Raw genomic sequence first — 26303 nt, 5'->3', positions numbered from 1 at the left:
AACCTCAGTTCCTTAAACTGAGGTTTTTACAACCGAATCAGGTTGAGATGTCTAGATGCTTAACGTTTCAAATTTTAAAATTGTGGTTTTACCACGACTAAAATTACAATCGCTAATAACAGTACCGTTGGCATTTCATTAAAGAATCGCCAGAACTTGTGTGATTTATAATGTGCATTGCCAATCAGTTTTTGGCGGTAATAGCCACAAACTAAATGGTAAATCACCAATAACCCGACCAATGCTACTTTCAGGTAAAACCATAACGCATCGTGGTAATTGCGGGTCGCATCGCCCCAATCTACCAAAAAGTGTGCCGTAATGAGGGTGGCGATCATAGATGGCCACATAATCCCTCGGTACAACTTGCGCTCCATGATTTCAAAACGCTGATGACTCAGTGTATCTTCACTCATGGCATGGTAAACATATAAACGTGGTAAGTAGAACAATGCAGCGAACCAGCAAACCACGGCAATAATATGTAATGCTTTTACCCATAAAAAAGCATCAGAAGGTGCATCCATCGACTATCCTATAGGAGATTATTCATCCCACTTCTTGAAAATAAGGCAGGCATTTACACCGCCAAAACCGAAACTGTTACTCATGACAGTATTCAATTTTGTGTCGCGTTTTTCAAGTACGATATCAAATGCTTTCGCGCCTTCATCCAGTTCAGTGACGTTGATGTTTGGTGCAATGAAATCATTTTGCATCATCAAGACAGAATAAATTGCTTCTTGAACGCCTGCAGCACCCAAGCTGTGACCTGTCATCGACTTCGTTGAGCTGAGCGCAGGTACTTTACCTTCACCAAACGCACGTTCCATGGCTTTCAATTCAGTTACGTCACCTGCTGGGGTAGAAGTACCATGTGTGTTGACATAGTCAATTGCGTCTACACCGTGTTGTTTCGCTTCGTCTAAAGCCATCAAGATACAACGTGTTGCACCTTCGCCGCTTGGAGCAACCATGTCTGCACCATCAGAGTTTGCAGCATACGCAACTACTTCAGCTAAAATGTTTGCACCACGTGCTTGAGCGTGTTCAAGTGATTCAAGAACCACGAAACCACCACCACCAGCGATGACGAAACCATCACGGTCTGCAGAATACGGACGAGATGCTGTTTCTGGTGTGTCGTTGTATTTAGAACACAATGCACCCATCGCATCAAACAACAAGCTTTGTGACCAGTGATCTTCTTCACCGCCACCTGCTAGCATTAAATCTTGTTTACCCAATTGAATAAGGTTGTAGGCATAACCAATTGCATCGGCAGAAGTTGCGCATGCACTGGTAATTGAGTGCGCAATACCTTGTAATTTGAACGCAACGCCCAAGTTAGCTGTAATCGTGTTCGACATGTTACGTGGTACGAAGAAAGGACCAATTTTACGTGCGCCTTTTTCTTCAAGTAGCTCAATCATTTCTGCAACAGATGCTGTAGAGTTACCGCCTGAACCACCCGCGATACCGTAACGTGGGTTGCCTGCTAAATCTTCTTGCTTTAAGCCCGCATGTTCAATGGCATCTACTGCAGCATTGTAAGCGTACATCGCACACACGCCCATAAAACGTTTTAATTTTCGGTCAATATGGTCAAAGTTTTGTTCTGCTGCTGCACTTACGTGGCTTTTGAAATTAAGTTCAGCATAAGTTGGGTTGGAACGTGTCCCAGAAATACCGTTTTGTAAAGAATGAGTCACAGCTTCTAAAGTATTACCAATGCACGAGTTAATGCCCATGCCGGTGATTACAACACGTTTCATCTACAGATCCCTTTTATGGTGAAAATGTTGAGCCGAACACCGTAATTGCCAAGCAATCGCTGATACGGTATGACTCATGTCTTACAATTGCGTTCATAATAACAGAAAGAATTTTGAATTCTTATGGCAAATATGATGCCACTTTGCAGAGAAGATCAAACCGCAGTGAACCATCAAATAAGATGCAGGAAGCCAACCAAAAGATACACAATCACATTGAGATAAACTTAGACTACACCTAGTATTTACCTATAAATCATAGAAATTAAAAATGAGGAGTAAGAATGTCAGATTCCAACAATAAACAATCAAGCGGATTCTTCTCGAATGCGATTGGAGTGGCTAAAAAGCTCAGCAGAACAGGCATCCATGTTTTGCAGCAAGTTGCACCAAGTGCTGTAGCAAAGGATGAGCACAGTGCAAAATCAGGACAAATTATTGAAGGTCAAGCGCGTAGCTTTAGTGCTTTTCAAGCACGTCAATATGACAATCCTCAACACATGCTCAGACAGCATGTGCCTCAAGTTTCACGTCAGCTTTTAGGTCGTCATTATAACCGTGTCAATCAGGTGGCAAGTTTTGTGTCGCCCGATTTTTCTGACAAAATTTCAGATTATTTATTTGATCAGTTGAATAGTTTTACTTCCAATATTAGCTCAGTTGATGATGTGCTTGATCAGGCAGGCGTACGCGATTTAGAAGAATTGACTCAAGATGTAGATCGTTCTAAGCGAATTGGTCAAGCACTCGCAGAACAAAATAAATGGATTGCATCACTGCAAGGTGCATTGACAGGTGCAACAGGAGTAATTGGTTCAACCATTGATGTGCCTGCATCTATTGTGATGTCTTTGCGTACCATTTATCAGGTGGGGCGTGCCTACGGTTTTGAACTGAATAAAGATACCGAGCAAGAAATTGTTCAGTTTATTTTTAAACAAATTGATTTGGGCGTTATTGCAGAAAAGCAAGCAGTGCTGATGGGGCTGAAAACCTTATCCAATATGCTACAAACTCATGATGTGCATCAATTACAAAATATGCTCGGTTCAAGCAATGATTATGAGGCATTAAAGAAATACTTCTTGAATGAGCAAGGTCAAGTCAAATGGCCGTGGTTGAATCATGTACCTAAGTTTTCCATGTTGAATAAACTCACGCCTGTAGCAACCGCATCGGTGAGTGCAGTATATAGCTGGAAATTGGTGGAAGATGTGCATCACAAGGCACAGCAAGTATTTTCCAATGCCCGTAGCTATTTAATTCAGCATAAAGACAGCAATTTATCTGCCATTCATGCGTATGAAAAATCGTTGGAATTGCTGGCACAGGCTGCGCCTAAACTCTTGGAGCAATTGAAGGGCAATGAAGCTAAACATGCGGAGCAAGATGAATTAGTAGCGGGGCAAGAGCGCGCGGAATCTGCGCCGTCAGATGCTTTAGTGCAAACCGTATCAGACCATGAAAGTATCCGAGCGGTAAAAGTGCAGAAAAAATCGGACAAAGTGGAAACAATTGCAGCACAGCTCGATGAAAATATTCAGCAAGGTCTAGAAGAATTGGCAGATCAAATGCTAGAGCCACATGCTGAAGTTGCACCGCAAAAACCTGCTGTACCTGCAGAAGAAATTGATGAATATAGGCTGGAAGATGCTTTGGAGCCAGTGGAAGATTCAACTCAAGTGGCTGAAACTGTTTCGGAAAATCCAGTAACATCAAGCAAAGAAGCTGCAAAGCAGGTTACAAAAAAGCCGAGAACTCGTACAAGTACTCGCAAGCCAAAAGCTGAATAAAAACAAGTGATAAGTAGAAATTTGGTTGGTATTTTAACTGCCTATGAAATATTGACCATTTTTCTATCTTCGCTTACAATTGCATGCCCTCAAAAAGTAGTATGTTTTTGGGGCTTTTTATTAACGGGAGAATTGCCACATGGCAACAACAAATCAGTTGATCCGTAAGGGTCGTACGACTTTGGTTGAAAAATCAAAAGTTCCTGCGTTGAAGGCTTGTCCACAACGTCGTGGTGTTTGTACACGTGTTTACACAACTACACCTAAAAAACCTAACTCAGCAATGCGTAAAGTTTGCCGTGTTCGCTTAACTTCAGGTTTTGAAGTTTCTAGCTACATCGGTGGTGAAGGTCACAACCTACAAGAGCACAGTGTTGTTCTTATCCGTGGTGGTCGTGTTAAAGACTTACCAGGTGTACGTTACCATACCGTTCGTGGTTCTTTAGACTGTGCTGGTGTGAAAGATCGTAACCAGTCACGTTCTAAATACGGTGCTAAACGTCCTAAGAAATAATCTTTTAAAGATTAAACTCTTAGTTCGTAGAACTGCAATCCTTTATCGTCTCGCTTGTCTGATTTCTGCATTTAATTTTGTGAAATTCAAGCGACGTGTAGTAAGGCCAGCGAAATGCACACGACACTTTGTGCTACGGCTGGATCACCCTGAAGTGTCATATTTATAGGTAGTTTAAAATGCCAAGACGTCGCGTAGTCGCTGCTCGTGAAATCCTTCCGGATCCTAAATTCAGCAGCCAAACAATCGCTAAATTCATGAACCACGTAATGCAAGATGGTAAAAAATCTATTGCTGAAAGTATCGTTTACGGTGCTTTAGACCGCGTTCAAGAAAAATCTAAAGTAGACCCAGTTGAATTTTTTGAAGCTACGCTTGAAAAAGTTCGTCCAATGGTCGAAGTAAAAGCACGCCGTGTTGGTGGTGCTACTTATCAAGTTCCTATGGAAGTACGCCCATCCCGTCGTACTGCTTTAGCGATGCGTTGGTTGGTAGATGCTGCTGCTAAGCGTTCTGAAAAAACTATGGCGTTACGTCTTGCTGGCGAGTTGCTTGATGCATCTGAAGGTAAAGGCGCAGCGATCAAAAAACGTGAAGATGTGCACCGTATGGCTGAAGCCAACAAAGCCTTCTCTCACTACCGTTTCTAAGCGGATAAAACAGGCCCTAATCAGGAGGGTGATGAATCGGTTGTCACTGAATTGTCATCAAATCGCTTTAAGTTGCTAGGCAGCTTAAAGCGTCCTGTTTTAAACAACAAAATTTAGGAATGCTAGAAATCATGGCACGTCAAACCCCAATTTCTCGTTACCGTAACATTGGTATCTCTGCGCACATCGATGCGGGTAAAACAACAACTTCAGAACGTATTTTGTTCTATACAGGTGAAAGTCACAAACTTGGTGAAACTCACGAAGGTTCAGCAACAACTGACTGGATGGAACAAGAGCAAGAACGTGGTATTACTATTACCTCAGCAGCTGTAACATGCTTCTGGAAAGGTATGGGTAACCAGTTTGACCAACACCGCATTAACGTAATTGACACCCCAGGACACGTTGACTTCACAATTGAAGTTGAGCGTTCTATGCGTGTTCTTGACGGTGCATGTATGGTTTACTGTGCTGTAGGTGGTGTACAACCTCAGTCTGAAACTGTATGGCGTCAAGCAAACAAATATAAAGTACCTCGTTTAGCGTTCGTGAACAAAATGGACCGTACAGGTGCAAACTTCTTCCGCGTTGTTGAACAAATGAAAACTCGCTTGGGTGCAAACCCAGTGCCTATCGTTGTTCCAGTGGGCGCAGAAGACACATTCACAGGTGTTGTTGACTTAATCGAAATGAAGTCAATCATCTGGGATGAAGCTTCACAAGGTATGAAGTTTGAATACGGTGAGATTCCAGCTGACCTTCAAGCAACTGCTGAAGAATGGCGTACGAACATGGTTGAAGCTGCTGCAGAAGCATCAGAAGAACTCATGGACAAGTACCTAGAAAATGGCGAACTTTCTAAAGAAGAAATCGTTGCTGGTTTACGTCAACGTACATTAGCGGGTGAAATTCAACCTGCAATGTGTGGTTCTGCATTCAAAAACAAAGGTGTTCAACGTATGTTGGACGCAGTAATTGAATTCTTACCTGCACCAACTGACGTTGAAGCGATCAAAGGTATCTTAGACGACAAAGACGAAACTGAAGGTTCTCGTGAAGCGTCTGACGAAGCACCTTTCGCAGCGTTAGCGTTCAAAATCATGAACGACAAATTCGTTGGTAACTTAACGTTCGTACGTGTTTACTCTGGTGTTCTTAAAGCGGGTAGCCCGGTTTATAACCCAGTGAAAATGAAGCGTGAGCGTATTGGTCGTATCGTACAGATGCACGCAAATGACCGTCACGACATCGAAGAAATTCGTGCAGGTGACATCGCAGCGTGTGTAGGTCTTAAAGATACAACCACTGGTGATACATTATGTGACGAAAACCACGTAATTACACTAGAGCGTATGGAATTCCCAGAGCCAGTAATTGCATTGGCTGTTGAACCTAAAACTAAAGCTGACCAAGAAAAAATGTCAGTTGCTTTAGGTCGCTTGGCGAAAGAAGATCCATCATTCCGCGTTCGTACAGACGAAGAATCTGGTCAAACGATCATTGCGGGTATGGGCGAGCTTCACCTTGACATCATCGTTGACCGTATGAAGCGTGAATTCAACGTAGAAGCGAACATTGGTAAACCAATGGTTGCATACCGCGAAACGATCAAAAAGACGATTGAGCAAGAAGGTAAATTCGTACGTCAAACTGGTGGTAAAGGTAAATTCGGTCACGTATTCGTACGTTTAGAGCCGCTTGATCCTGAAGCTGGTAAAGACTACGAATTCGCTGAAGAAGTTGTAGGTGGTGTAGTACCTAAAGAATTCTTCGGTGCAGTAGACAAAGGTATCCAAGAACGTATGAAGAATGGTGTCTTGGCTGGTTACCCAGTTGTAGGCATTAAAGCGACATTATTCGACGGTTCTTACCACGATGTCGACTCTGACGAATTATCGTTCAAAATGGCGGGTTCTTACGCATTCCGTGACGGTTTCATGAAAGCAGATCCTGTTCTTCTTGAGCCAATCATGAAAGTTGAAGTAGAAACTCCAGAAGACTACATGGGCGATATCATGGGTGACTTAAACCGTCGTCGTGGTATGGTTCAAGGTATGGACGACTTACCTGGTGGTACTAAAGCAATTCGTGCAGAAGTTCCACTTGCAGAGATGTTTGGTTACGCAACACACATGCGTTCTATGTCTCAAGGTCGTGCGACTTACTCTATGGAATTTGCTAAATATGCTGAAACTCCACGTAACGTGGCAGATGGCATCATTGCTAAATTCCAGTCTGGTGGTAAAAAAGGTGACGACGAGTAATCTTTCGATTACTATAAGCGCAAACTAATTCATAGTTAAAAAACCTAATGCTCATGGAGTGATCCTCCATGAGTTGTTTTAAAAAGGAAGATCTCATGGCTAAGGCTAAGTTCGAACGTAATAAGCCACACGTTAACGTGGGCACAATCGGTCACGTTGACCATGGTAAAACAACTTTAACAGCTGCGATTGCTACAGTATGTGCACGTAAGTTTGGTGGTGAAGCGAAAGATTACGCTGCTATCGACTCTGCACCAGAAGAAAAAGCACGTGGTATTACAATTAATACTTCTCACGTAGAATACGATTCTCCAACTCGTCACTACGCGCACGTAGACTGCCCAGGCCACGCCGACTATGTTAAAAACATGATCACTGGTGCTGCTCAGATGGACGGTGCGATCCTTGTTTGTTCAGCGACTGATGGTCCAATGCCACAAACTCGTGAACACATCCTTCTTTCTCGTCAGGTAGGTGTACCTTACATCATCGTATTCTTAAACAAATGCGATATCGTAGACGACGAAGAGTTAATTGAATTAGTTGAAATGGAAGTTCGTGAACTTCTTTCTACTTACGACTTCCCAGGCGACGACACTCCAGTAATCCGTGGTTCAGCACTTGCTGCACTTAACGGTGAATCAGGTCAATATGGTGAAGATGCTGTAGTTGCTCTTGTTGAAGCGCTTGATACTTACATCCCAGAGCCAGTACGTGCAATCGACCAAGCATTCTTAATGCCAATCGAAGACGTATTCTCTATTTCTGGTCGTGGTACAGTAGTAACTGGTCGTGTAGAAACTGGTATCGTGAAAGTAGGCGAAGAAGTTGAAATCGTTGGTATCAAAGACACAGTTAAAACAACTGTAACTGGCGTAGAAATGTTCCGTAAACTTCTTGACGAAGGTCGTGCGGGCGAGAACTGTGGTGTTCTTTTACGTGGTACTAAGCGTGAAGACGTACAACGTGGTCAAGTACTTGCTAAACCAGGTACAATCAAGCCACACACTAAATTCGATGCGGAAGTATACGTACTTTCTAAAGAAGAAGGTGGTCGTCACACTCCATTCCTTAACGGTTACCGTCCACAATTCTATTTCCGTACAACTGACGTAACTGGTGCAATCCAGTTGAAAGAAGGCGTTGAAATGGTAATGCCAGGTGACAACGTTGAAATGTCAGTAGAATTAATCCACCCAATCGCAATGGACCCAGGTCTACGTTTTGCGATCCGTGAAGGTGGTCGTACTGTAGGTGCTGGTGTTGTTGCTAAAGTAACAGCATAATCACTTTATAGTGTGAAAAAGCGCTCCATTTGGGGCGCTTTTTTTATGGCTGTATTTTGTGTGCTAGTTTCCAGATGGATGAAAGCTTGTCCTACTGTATTGATGGATGAAATAGCTGTTCTTTAAACCTTGAATCAATCTAAAACCATTTTATGAACATTCTTTTGCTGCGGTTTAGTTGCCTTTTTTTCTCTTACATCATAAAAATAAATTTGCTGTCTAATTATTCTTGCTCTTACGTCATAAAAAATCATCGTCTATTTTTTTACTCTTGCGTCGTAAAAATAATTTCATTGTCTATTTTTTACTCTTGCGTCACAAAAAATAATTTCACTTATCATTATTTTTTATTCCTCATGTCCTGAACTGACAACTCACTGTCCTTAACTGCACTTAAATACCGCACAGAAAACCGTAATATGAACTCATACCGAAAAATAAAAAATATAGCGGGTTACAGGAAATGAATGACTTCATTGTTGTAACCTCAGGAGTGAGCAACATGAATGCTAAAGTGAGTATTAGTGAACGTGCAGGGGCGAGTTTTCCTGTCCGTCGAATGAATTTCAACTTTGATACTGTACCTGAATATTGGATGAATGGTAATGCAGGTCTAACGCATTTTATGACTGCATTATCTGCGTTATTTCCCGCAGGTGAGAAGTTCTTTATAGACAGTGTGCGTGCTGTGCGTTATCACCCAATGCTGAAAGACAATGCAGATTTACAGAAAGAAATCAGTGCATTTATTGGACAAGAAGCCATGCACACGCATGAGCATGTCGGTTTTAATGCCTCTGCACAGAAATTTGGGCATGATGTTGATACTTTGGATTGTTATACAGATACTGTGATTCAAACTACACGCAAATTTATGGCAAAGTTGGCTAAACCGATTGGCATTACACAGAAAATGGTAGATTTAACTGCGACCACTGCGCTAGAACATTTCACAGCTACGATTGCCTCACAATTATTGACCAATTCACATATTCAAGAATTGATGACCGATGACACCATGAAAACTATGTGGTTGTGGCATGCGATTGAAGAAAACGAACATAAAGCTGTTGCGTATGATGTATTTGAAGGTGTGTTTGGCAAAGGTCTGAAAGCCTATGCACTACGTACAAGTTCTTTGGTTATTTCGATGCTGACTTTATTTTTTGTACAAAACTATTTTTTGTTGCGTTTACTAAAACAAGACAAGCAGTTGAATTTGGAAAATTTACGCATGATTTATCGTTATGCCTATAGTCCATCTAAAGGGATTATTACAGGCATGGGCAAAGAAATGTTGTTCTATTTCAAACCGAATTTTCATCCTAACGATTTTGATACCACAACATTATTAAATACTTGGAAAGCTAAATTAGGCTTTTAAACTTTTCCCTTTGGTCAGGCAACGTAAGTTGCCTTTTTTTTTTGCTCGATTTTTTTGTCGTGAAATCTATAATGCCTACATCTTAGAACAGCACAAGATCATTTCTTATGATTCGTTTAATGCAAGCCCATGATGTCGCCGATGTGGTTGCGATTGAAAATTTGGTACAAAGTCATCCGTGGAGTGCCAAACAATTTGCCGAAGCGGTAGAGAGTTATCACACTACCGTGATTGAACATGCAGGGAGAGTGGTGGGTTTTTGTATTTTGCAACCTGTGTTGGATGAAGCAAATTTGTTGTTGATGGCGGTACATCCAAGTCAGCAAGGCAAAGGTTTAGGTTATCAACTGCTAGAACATTCTATTGCAGGTTTGAAAAACCAACCTGTGCAGATTTTTTTAGAAGTACGTGAAAGTAATTTAGCTGCGATAGCCCTGTATGAAAAGTCAGGTTTTCATCAAATTGATTTACGTAAAAATTATTATCCTAAAACGGATGGCACACGGGAGCATGCCATTATTATGGTGAAATCTTGTAGCGATGATTTTGCCAGTTTGTTTAAGTAAATCTGATCGATGCAAAAATAGTATTGCATCATTACATTTTTATTTGATGATGGAGTTATTCCAGCCTAAGGGCAGCGTGGTCATTAAGGAGTTTCCCAATTGCTGCACCTCATCGGTATTTAGGCTGCGGTTAATGCGTCGCCATTGACCATCGAGTAGTAGCTCAAGGGGCCCATATTGCGATTTATAATTCATTTTATTGGCATGTGGTACCCAATAGCCTAAGTAAACATATTGCAGTCCCAAATGCTGTGCCTGTTCAATTTGTTTTAATACCGCAAATGTTCCGAGTGAGCGACGACTTTCGTCTGGGTCAAAAAAGGTATAGACCGCAGAAATACCATCATCTAAATAATCACAGGTCGATACCGCAATTAGGCGATCTGCTTGCCAAACTTCTAAAAAGAAGCTGCTGGTACAACTGTGGATTAAAAATTTTTCAAATTGGTCACGGCTGGCAGGGAACATATCGCCATCGGCATGTCGTTCATTGATATAGCGTTCATACAGTGCATAATGCAAATCACCTGCATCTTGTGGCTTGGTGATTTTGATTTGTAAATCGTGATTGCGTTTCCAAGCTTTTTTTTGGGTGCTGTTCATTTTAAATTCAGCGACAGGAATACGCGAAGAAAGGCATTGGCGGCACAAATGGCATTCAGGACGATAGACAAAATCGCCACTGCGACGAAAACCGACCCGAGAGAGTTCAGACAAAGTCAGCACATCAATTTTATGTGCAGGGTCTAAAAAAACCATCCGCGCAGATTTTTCGGGTAAATAGCTGCAATCATGCGGCGGAGTAATGTAATACTGCAAATCATTTAGCAGGGATTTTGGGTGATATGAATTCATTTTCAAGATCCCTCTCTGTTATTGTCATTCAAATAGGCGCGCATACTGCGCTATTGTTTTACTTGAAAATACACTGTCCTGATATTTTTTCCAATTGATTGCAGGCTGTTTTACAACATCTTGTAACGATTTAAGATAGTCTTGGCGAGAAAGTGTACATGCGCCCAGACTAATTAAATGATCATTGACCAATTGACAGTCAATCCAAGGCAATTGTTGTTCTTGTCCGAGCAGCATCAAACTATAAAATGCCATTTTAGATACATCAGTGCGATGGCTAAACATGGACTCACCAAAACACCCCTTGCCAATGCTGACCCCATATAAACCACCGACCAAAAGATCTTGCTCCCAAACTTCGACACTGTAGCCATAACCTGCTGCAAAAAGCTGACTGTAACCTTGAATGATCTCTTCAGAAATCCAAGTTTCATTGGCATAGCTACGGGGCAAGGCACAATTGCGAATTACCTGTTCAAAGGCATGATTGATAGTAATGCGATAATCTATTTTTTTCATGTTGCGGATTAAAGACTTACTCGGCTGATAATGTTGCGGAATAATTACGCAACGTGGCTCAGGACTCCACCAACAAATAGGATCACCTTCTGAAAACCATGGAAATAAGCCATGTGTATAGGCTTCATATAAGGTTGAAGGGGAAAGGTCTGCACCTACACAAATCAAGCCTTCACCCTCAGGATCAACTTCAATGGGATCGGGGAAAATGAATTGTGAAGCCGGGAGCGTGTGCATATCAATTGCCGTATGAAGTTTTACGATGAACTTGATTTCATCATACCTAAAAATGCCGTGATAAAAAAACCGCTCAAGGAGAGCGGTCTTTAAACTTGGTCACTAAATTATTCACCAAGTGCATCTAAATATTTTTCTGCATCCAAAGCTGCCATACAACCTGAACCTGCAGAAGTAATCGCTTGGCGATAAATGGAATCGGCTACATCACCCGCAGCAAATACGCCAGCCACAGAAGTTTGTGTCGCATTGCCTGCAGTGCCGCTTTGTACTTGGATATAACCATCACGCAAGTTTAATTGACCTTCAAACATGCCTGTATTTGGTTTGTGACCAATTGCAATGAATAAGCCAGACACATCAACATCTTGAGTAGAGCCATCAGTGGTTGATTTTAAACGTACTGAAGTTACGCCTGTGTTGTCGCCCAAGACTTCATCAACTTGGTTGTTCCAAAGAATGCTGATTTTGCCTTCTTTCTCTTTGGCAAATAAATGATCTTGCAAGATTTTTTCAGAGCGAAGTGAATCACGACGATGCACCAATGTCACGTGTGATGCAATGTTAGACAGGTATAATGCTTCTTCAACAGCCGTGTTACCACCGCCAACGACCATCACTTTTTGGTTTTTATAGAAGAAACCATCACAGGTGGCACAGGCACTTACGCCTTGACCCATAAATGCTGCTTCAGATTCTAAACCTAAATATTGTGCAGTCGCACCTGTGCAAATGATTAAAGCATCACAGGTAAATTCTTCCATATCACCTTTCAGTACAAATGGGCGCACATTCAGGTTTACTTCATTGATATGGTCATACACGATTTCTGTGCCAAAGCGTTCCGCATGAGCTTGCATACGTTCCATTAACGCTGGGCCTGTTAAACCTTCAGGATCACCTGGCCAGTTATCAACTTCCGTAGTTGTGGTGAGTTGACCACCCAATTGTAAGCCTGCAATTAAAGTCGGTTTTAAGTTGGCACGTGCAGCATATACTGCAGCACTATAACCTGCAGGGCCTGAACCTAAAATAATTAAACGTGAGTGACGAGCGCTCATGCACAGCATCCTTTTTTTATTTAGAAATTTATGGAATTATACGTGAAACAGGATGAGTTTGCTGTGTGATTAAAGTTGATATTACTGATCATGTAAATCGATTTGAGCTATATAGAAAAAGTTAACAACACACTTCAATAATCTTGCATCTTTTTCTAGGCAACACATGCATAATAGAAGGTCTGTTATAATTTATAGCTTGCTGTGTGGTGAAGCTTGCATCGTGAAATGCAACTTAAATGACACAGCTAAATGAAATACAGACGCTCCGAATCAGGTGGCTTTTTAAGACCATCGAACAAACAAAAAACATTGATGAAGAATTGGCGACAGGACAATATATGACTGCGGTGTCGGGTGCTTATGCACATCGCTTAATAGCGACATTATTTTTGGTCTCTTTTGGAATATATCTGTTCCTTGCAACAGTGACCTATACTCCATTTGACCCAGGTTGGATGCACATTTCCAGTGACACCCAACAGGTTTCAAATGCGAGTGGAATCGCAGGTGCGTGGATTGCCGATTTACTGTTTGGCTTTTTAGGTTGGGCGAGTCTGCTTCTTCCTGCTTATTTTTTTATTGAAGCCTTACAAGTCTGGTGGCCACGTAGTTTTTTAAACCGTCCATTTCGTTATGCTGCACAATTCTTCATTTTATTGGCAACAGCAAGTTTGCTGTATTTATTTTGGCAAGTACCTGCCGATACGTTAGACAATGCCTCAGGCGGCATCATTGGTTTTGAACTTGGGAAAAGTTTATCGCAAATTTTAACCATTTATGGAGCAACACTTTTTTTAGTCGTCTTTTGGATTTTCTTATTTACCCTCGCATTTGGGGTGAAGTGGAACAGAACGTGGGCAACTTTAAAAGCTACACCTGCTTATCTGCAAGATTTGTTCTATCGCAATGTACCTGAAGCAGAATCTGACTTTGACCGTTCTACATCACAGGTGAAAAAGACCGTTGTCGCTGCTGCACCTGTGGTTGCTGTTGAAGTGGCATCAACTGATTTAGAAGCAGCAAGTGAACCCGTGGTTGCACAGGCGAAAGAAGCTGAAACAACTGCGCCACATCCTGCGGCAGAGCGTATGTTTAATCACATGCAGCAACGTGAAGAAGAAGAGCAACAGGCGCAGCAACAGCTATTGGTGCAAGATGAAATTGATGATGTTGAGTTAGAAAAAACCATCGAAAAGGCGCATCGCTTAGAACAAGACAGCCAGCGTATTGTTGCGACAGGCGAAGTGTGGCGTGCTTTACAAGAAAATACCGACAGTCAGCATAACCAAGACATTCATGCATTATTACGTGCTTCTGAAGAACCAGAGCCACATCTACAATCGAATCCTTTTGATGAAGTGCGTCCTGCATCTACGGCATCTCAAGCCACTGCAAAATCTTCGTTAGATTGGGATGATGATCAAATTTTTGATGAATTGCTCGCAGCAGTTCCGCAAGGCAAAGCTGCAAGTGATTTACACAGCCCATTCCAAAACAGCGGGGCAATGGATACTTTAGATGAGTCTGTGACCCAGCAAGAAACAGTGCATCCGCACTCGAATCCTACGGCTCACAATTTTAACGATGATCTCAGCAGATTTGAGTCAGATTTTAACCCGCCATCGTCAAGTGCTTCGAATACGCAAAATCATGCTGTACGCCAAGAGCGCCATTTGCAGCATGATTTAGACAGTTTAGATGACTTGTTGGTGGATGATCTTTTGGGTGATGAGTTACAGCAAGATGCATTTCAAGATCAAGCGCCTGTAGCGCGTAGTACCAGTAGCTATGCACAAAGTTCTGCTTTTGTTCAGGCACCTATTCAGACGGCAGCCACTGCCGCAGTGATGGCAAACGCAGCGACTGCTACACAGGCTGAACAAGCAGAAAAAGTGGCGTTATCCAAAGAAGCATTTATCGAAGCTTGGCAGGAAACCGCAGGCAAACCACTAGACGAAGATGACTTTGATTTTGATGCGCCGCTGACCGATGCACATGGTCGTCCGATGTCACGCGCCATGCAGGTTGCAGAAAAACGTCGTGATTTATCGCCATTACCGGGTTTGGATTTGCTTGATAAAGTCGATCCAAACAAAAAAGTGAACTTCACCGCAGAACAATTATCGCGCTTGTCGGAATTGCTGGAAATTAAATTACAGGAATTTAATGTCAAAGCCAAAGTGGTTGAAGCACAGCCTGGTCCTGTCGTGACCCGTTTTGAGCTGGATTTGGCACCTGGGGTCAAAGCTTCAAAAGTAACCAATATTTCTCGTGACTTGGCGCGTTCAATGTCGATGGCATCGGTACGTGTGGTCGAAGTGATTCCAGGCAAACCGTATATTGGCATTGAAGTACCGAATAGTTCACGTGAAATGGTACGTTTGATTGAGTTATTACAAACGCCTGCTTTTGAAGATCCAAACGGCATTTTATCTATGGCGATGGGGAAAGACATTTCAGGCAATCCTGTGATTACTGAATTGGGCAAAGCACCACACATGCTCGTAGCAGGGACAACGGGTTCAGGTAAATCAGTGGCAGTGAACTCGATGATTTTGTCGATGTTGCTGAAATACAAGCCTGATCAATTACGCTTAATTTTGATTGACCCGAAACAATTGGAACTCGCCAACTATAACGATATTCCACACTTATTGACGCCTGTAGTGACTGATATGAAAGATGCCGTCAGCGCTTTAAATTGGTGTGTCAATGAAATGGAACGTCGTTATAAGCTAATGTCTTTCCTGAAAATTCGTAAATTAAGCGACTATAACCGTAAGGTTGAAGAGTCTATTGCCAATGGTGAAGATTTAATTGATCCAACTTGGAAGCCGGGAGATTCAGCAACGCAAGAACGTGCACCGCGTTTAACACCATTGCCATCTATTGTGATTGTGGCAGATGAGTTTGCCGACATGATCATGCAAGTGGGCAAGAAAGCGGAAGAAATGATTACCCGTTTGGCACAAAAATCACGTGCAGCAGGGATTCACTTACTCTTAGCAACTCAGCGTCCATCGGTGGATGTGATCACAGGTCTAATTAAAGCCAACATTCCAACCCGTGTAGCTTTGCGTGTGAACTCGAAAATTGACTCACGTACTATCTTGGATGCGGGCGGTGCAGAAGACCTGCTTGGTCATGGTGATATGCTATTTTTAGGGCCGGGTAAAATTGAGCCAGAACGTGTGCATGGCGCATTTATTTCGGATGATGAAGTCAACCGTATTTGTGATGCGTGGCGTGAGCGTGGCGATCCTGACTATGTCGATGAAATCTTGACGCCATTTGATGAAGAACCATCTTCACGTGGTTTTGAAGATGGTGAAGGCAGTCCAGACCGTGATGTGTTGTATGATCAGTGTGTAGCATTTGTTTTGGAAACACGTAAAGTGTCGACCTCATCTTTACAGCGCAAATTTAGCTTGGGCTATAACCGTGCGGCACGTATTGTCGATCAGATGCAAGAGCAAGGCATTGTGAGCGAGCAAGGAGCAAATGGGAAACGTGAAATTTTAGTGTAAAGCTTTCACTTTCTGTTTGATTTTGAATCAAGTAGTGCTATAAAAAAATCCCGCAATTCAATTGCGGGATTTTTTCTTTTTACACTCAATCTTTTTGGCTGAATTTAGCCAGAGATTGTGTTTAAACAGTTTAAGCAAACTTGGCTAAAACTGCTAAAAAACCATCTTTTTGACGTGGAAATTCAGCAATCACATCGTGAATACGCTGACCTTCAGGATTAGTGGCATTGACATCGCGACCATCGGCAACAAATTGTGTCAATAGACGTTCATAGTCACTTGGACGCATGTGTTTAAATGCGTGATAGAGTACGTGAAAATCTGCATTCACACCTGCAGGTGGAAGTTGATTCAAATAGGCAAATACACGTTCATCCGACCATGCTTCGTTAAAGGTCGCAGGTTGAGATAATGCCATGGCAATCTCCTTTATATTCTTTTGAAAAAAATAGGGCAAAATAACTAGTGTTATTTTGCCCTGATTCAATTTGCTTGACTAATCAGTATTCAGATTATCGCTCTTCAGGCAAATTGATATTCATTTCCAACATTTCAATATTGGCTTCTGAACGCACAGACATTTGAATATGTTGTTCATCGACACCACGCACGTAGCGGTTTACCACTTGCATGATTTCTTTTTTCATCTGATCAATTTTGTCTTGGCTTAAGCGTTTACCTAGACCTTGTTCAGAAGCAACAATCACTTTTAAGCGATCTTTTGCTGTTTGTGCGCTAGATGGCTTATCTTCACCGCTAAATAATTTGCTCCAAAATCCTGCCATGTCTACGCTCCAAATAACCGTGCTAACCAACCTTTCGGTTTTGTTTCAATATGACGAAACGGACGTTCTTCACCCAAGAAACGTGCAACTAAGTCATCATACGCCTGACCTGCAGCAGCATCGCTATACAGAATGACAGGTTTACCTTCGTTAGATGCTTGAAGTACGCTCTTACATTCAGGAATCACGCCTAAAGTTGGTACACGTAAAATATCTTTAGAAATGTCGTCAATGGTCAGCATTTCTTGTTTATCGGCACGTTCTGGGTTGTAACGTGTAATACACAAGTGCTTACGCACACGACCTTCATTTTGTTCTACTTTTTTGGTTTTGCTGTCAAGCATACCAATAATACGGTCAGAGTCACGTACTGAAGAAATTTCAGGGTTAGTCACAATAATCGCTTCATCGGCATGGTACATTGCAAGAATGGCACCGCGCTCAATCCCTGCAGGTGAGTCGCAAATAATGTAATCAAACTCTTGTGCCAACTCATCCATAATACGTGCCACACCTTCATCGGTGAGGGCATCTTTATCACGGGTTTGTGAAGCTGGAAGAATATAAAGGTTTTCGATATCTTTATCGCGAATTAATGCTTGTTGTAAACGCGCTTCATTATTTAATACATTCACAAAATCATAAACAACGCGACGTTCACAACCCATAATTAAGTCAAGGTTACGTAAACCCACGTCAAAATCGATAACAACAGTTTTGTGACCACGTAGGGCTAAACCTGTTGCAAAAGATGCACTTGTAGTGGTTTTACCTACGCCACCTTTGCCTGATGTTACGACAACAATTTTCGCCACCGAATCCACTCCTGTTATGGTTTAAATTCCCCTATATTTTTTCGGGGATTTTTGGTGATTATTTATACATTAAAATTGTAGAGCTTCAAATACAAGCTCTTGGTTATCATTTAAGTAAATATGCACAGGTTTTTTAGTCACATGCTGAGGAATATCGTCCGCCACGCAATACGTGCCTGCAATAGATACCAATTCTGCTTCTAGGGAATGACAGAAAATTCGTGCCGCAATATTCCCGCCCGCGCCGGCAATGACTCTACCACGTACACTACCATAAATATGTATATTTCCTGAAGCAATCACTTCAGAACCGCTGTTAATGCCTGCGGTTAAAATAATGTCGCCCTGATGTTGTACCAAGCATTGGCCTGTACGCAAAATTTCATCGTGATAAGACGTAATATGCGCCACAGCAGGTGCAGTTTCAGCGACTTGATTTTCCGTCTGTTGCTGTTCTGCCGCAGGTTCAGGTTTTACTTCAACCACTTGTTCTTTGGTGGCTTTCACTTCCTGCAATGGATGGTCTTGCGGGATGACAGGGAACTGAATAGCACGTGCCTGATCTGCCATAATGCCTTCAGTCACAGCAATTGGCTGTGCTTCTAGGCTAATTAGCAATTGAATTAGCGCAATCAATTCTTGTTCGACTGAACTTTCAATGACCACCAAAACCCCTGGTGGAAATGATTTTTGCAACATTGGGCTTAGTTGCTGGCGGATCGCATCATGATCATTGGTGTCTAAGCTAATGCGAATCGCATTGACCAATCTGCCTTTTATCCGTATGTCAGCCATAATAATTCCTTAACACTTCTAACTTTGCTGGTTGTTGAAGTCATCTTATAAATAGAGCAAATCCTAGAACAAATTGGGTGAATTCTCTAGTTCAGTTACTAAAAATATTTCACATTGTTTTAGCTGAAATTATCGAAAGACCTTTATGAAATATCGTGTTGTTGTCCTTCATTTAAAATTTGTTGCCATTGTTTAACTTTTACTTGTTTGCGAATCGCTTCTAAACTTTCAAATATTGCCGATTCCACTAATTTATCAATATGCTGATTATGTTCAATCTCAATCTGACTAATTTTTTCAGCAATCATTTGATAAGTTGGATTTTGTACTTGTTGATGCTGCTGTGCAAAAGGTTCAATTAAACCTTGGGTGATATTTTCGCCCAATCGCTGTCCGATACTTTGAATTTGCTGTTCAATACGTCCACCGACCAATGGAATCAGGCGCAGCAATTGCGTCAGTTCAGGCGTATCTTCAATGGCTTGATTCACCACCAACCCGACATTTTTCGCAATCATGTGACGCTGCATTTGTAATTCTTTGCCTAAGGATTCCTGCAAAATATCGGCTAGGGCAATCGCGAGTAATTGACGATGATGCTCGACCAAATCATCAATAAATTGTTTGTGAGTGGTACTGGTGGTCAATTCACGTTGCACACCATTAAGTACCGTGAGCACCACACGGCTACTCAGTTCTTCCATTAGCAAGTTGTAGTAAAAGTTGCCGCGTTTATACCAACTGTCTGGAATGACTTTATAGCCATGGCTATGCAGGTTGTAACCAATCGCGATGGCACGTAATAAACGTAAAAAACGCAATTGCGGAATAATTGCAAGAATTTCATACCAGTGAATAAACGGGAAAAACCACCAACGCTGATGATGTTTGAAAATAATTGCAATACCCCAACGCACGCCCAACTCTACAATTAAAAACGTGGTAAACCAGCCTTCGGTAATCACCACCCAAGGGCGCAATTCTGTTCGATAAAACTGTAAAATTTCAGGTAGACGAATAAAATCGAACAACCATTCGCCAAAATCACTCATTAAAATGGCATTGGCACTTAAACAGAACAAGTTAAAGATGATTAAACCCATCAAAAACAAGTCATAAGCCAAGGCAATTTTCCATCCCCATGAATCTTTACGCAGGGGATGAAAAGAGGATTTGATGACAGGTTCTTCAGACTTTTTCATGGCGTACCTGAATGGTTATGCAGTCGGAGCTGCAAGTTTTTGTTGCATGGATTCAATCAGCTGATCTTTTTCCAACCATAATTCATGCACCCATTGCTGGAAACGCTCACGGTATTCAGCATCATCTTCGTAATTACCACCCAAGACCCAGTCTGGAATGTTGATTTTTCGTAAATTTACCGCAATGCGAGGAACTTCTCCGAGCCAGAACTCGCTATAGCCTGGTACACCATCTGGGTAAACAATGGTCATATCCACCAAAGCATCAATTTGATCGCCCAAAATATTCAAAGCCAGCGCTAAACCACCCGCTTTAGGCTTTAATAAATGTTGATATGGCGATTGCTGCTGATCATGTTTTTCTTGAGTAAAGCGAGTGCCTTCTAAATAGTTGAGCAGGGTAAAGGGCTGACTCAACAACTGTTGGCAGGCTTTACGTGCTTCTTCCATATCACGGTCTTTCAGCTCAGGTTTTTTGGCAATTTGTGCTTTGCTGTGACGCTTCATCATTGGGAAGCCTAAAATTTTAAAGGCTTGACCCACAAAGGGAATAAAGATCAGCTCCCACTTGGTAAAAAAGCGGGTCAAAGGCATGCGGGTTAAACCAAAGTATTGATTTACTGTGGTATCGACCCAACTTTGATGGTTACAGGTCATAAGATAACGACCTTGCATGCTCAGCTGCAAATTTTCATCAATGCTGATATCCCATTGGGTATTGGGTAACACATGATCAATCAGCCAGTTATTTACACTGAGCCAACTGTTGGTAATTTGAATATTGGCTTCATCGACCTTACTTGACTGCTTGAACAGTTTGGTTAAGCCTAAAGCCAACACAGGAGGGCCGTGAAAAAATGTACTGCCAGTAATGACTGTACCCACAGTGAGTCCTTTTGTGATTTTTTTTAATAAAGGCTGTTTTTTTGCTTGCGATGACATATAAATCAATCCTGAAGATAAATCGTCCAATTCGTCACGTATTTGTAGATTACTCCACTATAAATGTTGTTTTTAAAATAAAAAAGTGTAGAAGTGAAAGTGTGTAGAAATTGTGATGATGTTATGCCCAGATTTGTACATGATCATGTATATTTGTAAGTAAAAGTTTTTTTATTAACAAAAAATCAATGGTCTAAGTATATTTTTTCATTCAATATTCAGCCTGTACAACAAAACACAAGTAAGGAGGCATGCCATGCGTGCATTAGTAATATCGACAGCAGTTGTAGGGGCAATGGTATTAACAGGTTGTCAATCGACTGGTAACAACCTTGGTGGTATGGAATATGACAAAACAGCGTTAGGCACAGTAATTGGTGCTGCTGCGGGTTATGGTATTTCTAAAGGCAATGCAAATACAAGCGCACAAAATAACCGCGCTGCGGCAATTGGTGCTGTAGTGGGTGCTGCTGCGGGTGTTTATCTTGACAATAAAGAAAAACAACTTCGTCAGCAAATGGCGGGTACTGGTGTAGAAGTAAACCGTAATGCAGATGGTTCTGTTGGTTTGGTTATGCCTGGTAACATCACGTTTGATACCAACAAATCAAACATCAAACCTAACTTCTATACAACGCTGAACAAAGTTGCGCAAACGCTAACTGAAGATAACAAGAGCGGTATTTTAGTGACTGGTTATACCGACAGCACTGGTAATGACTCAATCAACATTCCATTGTCACAAGCACGTGCACAATCGGTTGCAAACTACTTGGCTAGCCGTGGTGTATCAACTTCACGTATTAATGCACAAGGTCACGGTGCTGCAAACCCAATCGCATCGAATGCTACCGCAGAAGGTCGTGAGCAAAACCGTCGTGTAGAAATCAGCATTTATGCAATCCAATAATCTGGCATTGTATAGATTGTAAAGAACCGCCTTCGGGCGGTTTTTTTATGCAAGCAATTTCTAGGGTCTACTCAGCAAATAGACAATGACGTCTAAAGTAGCATTTTAGATTAGTCATCTTTGGCGGAGATGACTATAATCGAGCTCGAACCGAAATAGAGGAAATACTATGTCACTGGCAAGTCAGTTAAACGACAAGCAACTTGAAGCGATGAAATACACTCAAGGACCCTTGTTAGTGCTTGCAGGGGCGGGTTCAGGCAAAACTTCGGTGATTACCCGAAAAATTGCCTATTTGGTTAAGCATTGCGGGATTCCTGCGCATCGTATTACAGCAATGACTTTTACCAACAAAGCAGCACGTGAAATGAAAGAGCGTGTGACCAAATTGTTGTCACGTGAAGAAGCTAAAGGATTATCGGTTTCGACTTTCCACACCTTTGGTCTGAATTTATTGCGTCTTGAATTAAAACACACGCCGTTAAAAGCCAACTTCTCTATTTTGGATGCCGATGACTGCAAACGTATTCTGATGGATTTAATGCACCGCGATAATTTGTCGGGTGCAGAAAGCAAGGAACTGATTGCCAAAGCCATGAAGATGATTTCAGATTGGAAAAACGATCTGATTGCACCAGAGCAGGCACATACCACTTGTGAAACGCCAGAAGACATTCAGTTTGCTCATTTATATCAACTCTATGAACGTAATTTACGAGCCTACAACGCAGTCGACTTTGACGATTTGATTGTGATGCCAACTCGTTTATTGCAAGAAAATGCTGAAGTACGTGATAAATGGCAGAACCGTGTTCGCTATTTATTGGTCGACGAGTATCAGGACACCAACACCGCACAGTATATTTTGGTGAAATTGCTGGTGGGGGTGATGGGTCAGTTCACCGCAGTAGGTGATGATGACCAATCCATTTACGCATGGCGTGGTGCCAAGCCAGAAAATATGGCTTTGCTTAAAGAAGACTTCCCAAATTTAAAAGTGATTAAACTTGAGCAGAACTATCGCTCGACCAGCCGTATTCTGAAAGCTGCCAATACCGTGATTGGTAATAATCCGCATATTTTTGACAAAAAACTGTGGTCAGATAAAGGTCATGGTGAAGTCATTCGGGTGATCACTTGCCGTAACGATGATGACGAATCAGAACGCGTGGTGAAAGACTTACTCACCCATAAGTTAATGAACGGTAAAAGCTGGAAAGATTATGCGATTTTGTATCGTGGTAACTTTCAGGCACGTATTTTGGAAACCCAATTACGCCAAATGCAAATTCCGTACAAGCTTTCAGGTGGTCAATCGTTCTTTGCGCGCGCTGAAATCAAAGACATCATGAGTTATTTGCGTTTGATTATTAACCCTGAAGATGACAGCGCATTCTTACGCATTATTAACACGCCTAAACGTGCGATTGGCCCTGTGACTTTGGAAAAACTAGGGCTGTTTGCACAGGAAAACCATTTGTCGTTATTGGCCGCCGCAGGTGATCAGCGCCTGACGATGGCAATTCCGAAAAAAGCCACGACACAGTTGGCAGAGTTTGCAGATTTTATTGGTAATTTTACCCGTAATTTATTGGAAGATGATGAGCCTGTGCCAATCATCCGTCAAATGATGCTCGAAGCAGGTTATATCGACTACATTAAAGAGCAAGCAGCCACCCCTGCGCAGGAAAAAACCAAGCTAGATAATATTGAAGTGCTGTATAGCAGCATCCAAAGTTTGATTAACCGTGCTGAAGATGTCGATGAAAAGAATATTGAAAGCGTGATTCGTAAAATGGTGCTGCTCGATATGCTCGAACAGCAACAGGAAGAAGAAGACACTGATAAAGTCAATTTATTGACCCTGCATGCGTCCAAAGGCTTGGAATTTCCGTACGTGTATTTGATTGGTTTGGAAGAAGAGCTTTTACCGCATAAAAACTCGATTGTGGCAGATACTGTCGAGGAAGAACGCCGTTTGATGTACGTGGGGATTACTCGTGCACGTCAGGGCTTAACCATTACTTTGGCAGAACAGCGCAAAGCGGGCGGGCAAATGAAACAAATGACCCCAAGTCGTTTTTTGGATGAATTACCACAAGATGAATTGGAATGGCTCGGACGTAAGAAAAAGTTAGCCGGTGATGTCGATCCGAAATTACAGGCACAGCATTATTTGGAAAATTTACGTGCCCTGATTAAGCGCTGAAAAACACAGGGGGTGTTGATGCAAGTACAGCATCAAATGGCACATCGAAAATCGAAAGCACATTGAAAATTTAAAAGCAGGATAAACTTCATGAAAGTTCAAGTTAAAGTCTTAGATTCACGTTTAGGCACAGAATGGCCAATGCCAACTTATGCAACCGCAGGTTCGGCAGGTTTGGACTTACGTGCTTGTGTAGACAGCAGCACCGTGATTGAGCCAGGTCAAACTGTATTGGTCAAAACAGGTTTAGCGATTTATATTCAAGATACAGGTTTTGCAGGCATGATTTTGCCGCGTTCAGGCTTGGGTCACAAACATGGCATCGTGTTAGGTAACTTGGTGGGTTTGATTGATTCAGATTATCAGGGTGAGTTGATGGTTTCGGTTTGGAACCGTAGCCAAACTGCATTTAGTCTAGAACCTGGTGAGCGTTTAGCGCAATACGTTTTGGTACCTGTGGTGCAGGCTGAGTTTGAAGAGGTAGATGAATTTGTCGCCACTGAACGTGGTGCAGGTGGTTTTGGGCATACGGGTAAAAACTGAGTTTACTGAGGTTTTAGCCTAAATCGTTTGGTAAGGTTTTACCTGAAACCTTACCAACAATTCTTGAAAAGTAACGAAAGATGTAATAATAATGACAAGCATATTGCTTGATGATTTGAGACGATAATTCTTACTTTAAAAAGTCTGATTAGAATTTTTTAAAATTTATAGAGCCAAGATTTATTTATTTTATGTTGGCTCATCTTTGTAGTTGTAAGCCTATGAACAATCCACAAACACTTTTTCCACAGCATATTTTTCGCGCTTACGACATACGTGGTAAAGAAACTGTGCTGACTGTGAAATTGATAAACGCGATTGCACAAGGATTGGTACAACAATATCAACAACAACAGCAAACTCAAATTAGTATTGGTTATGATGCGCGTTTAAATAGTCCTGCTTATGCTGAAATTGTGCGCCAAGTCTTTCTTGCCCATCAATTTCAAGTAAAGATGGTGGGTTGTTGTTCTAGCCCTATGCTGTATTTTATGGCACGACTTACGGCAGGCAATGGCATTATGCTTACGGCCAGTCATAATCCAAAATCAGACAACGGCATTAAATGGATAGTACAGGGCGAACCGCCCAGCCCTGAAATGATTCAACAAGTGGCACACGATGCAGCACCACATTATTTAAATACCGATGCAACAACATTCCTTGAATTACAACAAGCTGACAATATCTCTCATGAATTTATTGAAGATGCGTGTCAGCAATATCAAAATGCGATGTTGCAAGACCTGCATCTGGCACGCACTTATAAAGTTGTGTTGGATGGGATGTATGGCTCGGCTGGGCATTGTGCTGCTCTGGTGTTGCAAAAGATGGGTTGTGAGGTGATTGCTTTACGCTGCGAAGCCAATGGTCATTTTCCAGAGCATGCACCCGATCCATCTCAAGAAAAACACTTGCAGCATTTAAAAAATGCGGTGCGTGAACATCAGGCAGACATTGGCATTGCTTTAGATGGCGATGGTGACCGTGTCGTCTTGTTGGATGAACGTGCAAATGTGCTTTCTGCCGATCGCTTGTTGTCCTTATTTGCAGAAATGTGCTTAAAAACCCATCCTCAGCATCAAGTGGTATTTGATGTAAAATGCTCCACCATGGTACGCAAAACGGTACGTGATTTGGGTGGCGAACCAGTGATGATTCGTACAGGTAGCACCTTCTTACGTCGTTATTTGGCTCAGTCACAAAACAAAGCAGTGTTTGGTGGCGAATACGCGGGACATTATGTATTTAATGATGGACGTGGTTTTGGCTATGACGATGGTATTTACGCCGCCTTGCGCGTGCTGGAATATTTAAGCCACAGTTCTTACAGCAGTCTTTCAGCACTGATGCAGAAATACCCTGAGCGTTGCTGCACTGAAGACACTTATATCAGCACACGTAATATTGAACCGAGTATGGTTTTAAATGATGTTGAAAGTTCTAGCCATCGCAGTGGTGCAGAATTAAGTAAAATAGATGGTGTAAGACTTGATTTTGAAGATGGATTTGGCATTATTCGAGCATCCAATACAGGCGAATATTTTACGGTGCGTTTTGATGCCGATAATCCATCACGACTGAATGATATTCGCGATACATTTGTTTCCATGTTAAGTGAGCGATACCCTGAAATCGCCCAAGACATTCTAGATGCTCAATAAG

Annotated in this window: 23 protein-coding genes; 12 read left to right on the top strand and 11 right to left on the bottom strand. The window is 41.9% G+C overall.

Annotated elements, in window-relative coordinates:
• Positions 1-74: 74 nt before the first annotated feature.
• Both hemJ and HX743_RS00900 read right to left on the bottom strand, forming a co-directional pair.
• Positions 75-527, bottom strand: coding sequence for a protoporphyrinogen oxidase HemJ (hemJ, locus tag HX743_RS00905; RefSeq protein ID WP_004975266.1), 453 nt, complete (start codon positions 525-527; stop codon positions 75-77).
• 18 nt (positions 528-545) lie between these two features.
• On the bottom strand, positions 546-1775 hold the full coding sequence (locus HX743_RS00900; protein ID WP_019837217.1) for a beta-ketoacyl synthase N-terminal-like domain-containing protein: 1230 nt from the start codon (positions 1773-1775) through the stop codon (positions 546-548).
• 284 nt (positions 1776-2059) lie between these two features.
• Here HX743_RS00900 and HX743_RS00895 point away from each other — a divergent pair, with 284 nt between their 5' ends.
• The 7 genes from HX743_RS00895 to rimI all read left to right on the top strand — a co-directional run bounded on the left by HX743_RS00895 (position 2060) and on the right by rimI (position 10235).
• On the top strand, positions 2060-3568 hold the full coding sequence (locus tag HX743_RS00895; protein ID WP_178318258.1) for an EcsC family protein: 1509 nt from the start codon (positions 2060-2062) through the stop codon (positions 3566-3568).
• A gap of 139 nt (positions 3569-3707) precedes the next feature.
• Complete coding sequence (gene rpsL, locus HX743_RS00890; protein ID WP_000246374.1) at positions 3708-4082, top strand: 30S ribosomal protein S12; 375 nt, start codon at positions 3708-3710, stop codon at positions 4080-4082.
• A gap of 179 nt (positions 4083-4261) precedes the next feature.
• Entirely contained in the window at positions 4262-4732 is a 471-nt protein-coding gene (rpsG, locus tag HX743_RS00885; RefSeq protein WP_004975277.1) for a 30S ribosomal protein S7, read from the top strand.
• A 131-nt stretch (positions 4733-4863) separates the two neighbouring features.
• The gene (fusA, locus tag HX743_RS00880) at positions 4864-6999 is read left to right on the top strand and encodes an elongation factor G (protein ID WP_004975278.1); all 2136 of its coding nucleotides are present in this window, start codon (positions 4864-4866) and stop codon (positions 6997-6999) included.
• A gap of 95 nt (positions 7000-7094) precedes the next feature.
• Positions 7095-8285 (top strand): elongation factor Tu, encoded by a 1191-nt coding sequence (tuf, locus tag HX743_RS00875; protein ID WP_004975768.1) that lies wholly within the window; start codon positions 7095-7097, stop codon positions 8283-8285.
• A gap of 502 nt (positions 8286-8787) precedes the next feature.
• On the top strand, positions 8788-9669 hold the full coding sequence (locus HX743_RS00870) for a metal-dependent hydrolase (RefSeq protein WP_178318257.1): 882 nt from the start codon (positions 8788-8790) through the stop codon (positions 9667-9669).
• A gap of 107 nt (positions 9670-9776) precedes the next feature.
• Positions 9777-10235, top strand: coding sequence for a ribosomal protein S18-alanine N-acetyltransferase (gene rimI, locus HX743_RS00865; RefSeq protein ID WP_178318256.1), 459 nt, complete (start codon positions 9777-9779; stop codon positions 10233-10235).
• Between the two features lie 39 nt (positions 10236-10274).
• On the opposite strand, the gene HX743_RS00860 is transcribed toward rimI, so the two are convergent.
• The 3 genes from HX743_RS00860 to trxB all read right to left on the bottom strand — a co-directional run bounded on the left by HX743_RS00860 (position 10275) and on the right by trxB (position 12907).
• A complete protein-coding gene (locus tag HX743_RS00860) occupies positions 10275-11090 on the bottom strand; it encodes an arginyltransferase (protein ID WP_178318255.1) in 816 nt (271 codons plus the stop codon).
• Positions 11091-11114: 24 nt separating this feature from the next.
• Positions 11115-11846 (bottom strand): leucyl/phenylalanyl-tRNA--protein transferase, encoded by a 732-nt coding sequence (aat, locus tag HX743_RS00855; RefSeq protein WP_178318254.1) that lies wholly within the window; start codon positions 11844-11846, stop codon positions 11115-11117.
• 107 nt (positions 11847-11953) lie between these two features.
• Positions 11954-12907, bottom strand: coding sequence for a thioredoxin-disulfide reductase (trxB, locus tag HX743_RS00850; protein WP_070154293.1), 954 nt, complete (start codon positions 12905-12907; stop codon positions 11954-11956).
• A 341-nt stretch (positions 12908-13248) separates the two neighbouring features.
• Between trxB and HX743_RS00845 the strand changes: the two genes are divergently transcribed.
• Positions 13249-16437 carry a DNA translocase FtsK gene (locus HX743_RS00845; protein ID WP_178318287.1) on the top strand — a complete coding sequence of 1063 codons (3189 nt, stop codon included), beginning with the start codon at positions 13249-13251 and terminating at the stop codon, positions 16435-16437.
• Between the two features lie 130 nt (positions 16438-16567).
• Here the strand turns inward: HX743_RS00845 and HX743_RS00840 are convergent, their stop codons facing one another.
• From HX743_RS00840 to HX743_RS00815, 6 genes are all read right to left on the bottom strand, one after another.
• Positions 16568-16855: a PA4642 family protein gene (locus tag HX743_RS00840; protein WP_004975291.1), complete on the bottom strand. Its 288-nt coding sequence runs from the start codon at positions 16853-16855 to the stop codon at positions 16568-16570.
• A gap of 94 nt (positions 16856-16949) precedes the next feature.
• The gene (gene minE / locus HX743_RS00835) at positions 16950-17222 is read right to left on the bottom strand and encodes a cell division topological specificity factor MinE (protein WP_096902698.1); all 273 of its coding nucleotides are present in this window, start codon (positions 17220-17222) and stop codon (positions 16950-16952) included.
• A 2-nt stretch (positions 17223-17224) separates the two neighbouring features.
• A complete protein-coding gene (gene minD / locus HX743_RS00830) occupies positions 17225-18037 on the bottom strand; it encodes a septum site-determining protein MinD (RefSeq protein ID WP_096902697.1) in 813 nt (270 codons plus the stop codon).
• A 69-nt stretch (positions 18038-18106) separates the two neighbouring features.
• The gene (gene minC, locus HX743_RS00825) at positions 18107-18832 is read right to left on the bottom strand and encodes a septum site-determining protein MinC (protein WP_178318253.1); all 726 of its coding nucleotides are present in this window, start codon (positions 18830-18832) and stop codon (positions 18107-18109) included.
• Between the two features lie 143 nt (positions 18833-18975).
• A complete protein-coding gene (locus tag HX743_RS00820; protein WP_004975298.1) occupies positions 18976-20034 on the bottom strand; it encodes a hypothetical protein in 1059 nt (352 codons plus the stop codon).
• Between the two features lie 15 nt (positions 20035-20049).
• Positions 20050-20976 (bottom strand): acyltransferase, encoded by a 927-nt coding sequence (locus HX743_RS00815; protein ID WP_096902695.1) that lies wholly within the window; start codon positions 20974-20976, stop codon positions 20050-20052.
• A gap of 256 nt (positions 20977-21232) precedes the next feature.
• On the opposite strand from HX743_RS00815, the gene HX743_RS00810 reads away from it, so the two are divergent.
• From HX743_RS00810 to HX743_RS00795, 4 genes are all read left to right on the top strand, one after another.
• Positions 21233-21886: an OmpA family protein gene (locus tag HX743_RS00810; RefSeq protein ID WP_178318252.1), complete on the top strand. Its 654-nt coding sequence runs from the start codon at positions 21233-21235 to the stop codon at positions 21884-21886.
• Positions 21887-22055: 169 nt separating this feature from the next.
• Positions 22056-24095 (top strand): UvrD-helicase domain-containing protein, encoded by a 2040-nt coding sequence (locus HX743_RS00805; protein WP_178318251.1) that lies wholly within the window; start codon positions 22056-22058, stop codon positions 24093-24095.
• Positions 24096-24185: 90 nt separating this feature from the next.
• Positions 24186-24638, top strand: coding sequence for a dUTP diphosphatase (gene dut, locus HX743_RS00800; protein ID WP_178318250.1), 453 nt, complete (start codon positions 24186-24188; stop codon positions 24636-24638).
• A gap of 221 nt (positions 24639-24859) precedes the next feature.
• The gene (locus HX743_RS00795; protein ID WP_178318249.1) at positions 24860-26302 is read left to right on the top strand and encodes a phosphomannomutase/phosphoglucomutase; all 1443 of its coding nucleotides are present in this window, start codon (positions 24860-24862) and stop codon (positions 26300-26302) included.
• The last annotated feature ends 1 nt before the right edge of the window (position 26303 follow it).

The organism is Acinetobacter sp. Swhac1, from assembly GCF_013390985.1.
GTDB lineage: Bacteria > Pseudomonadota > Gammaproteobacteria > Pseudomonadales > Moraxellaceae > Acinetobacter > Acinetobacter towneri.
Note: the sequence above shows the minus strand (reverse complement) of the source record. Positions and strands in the feature narration are given on the sequence as shown.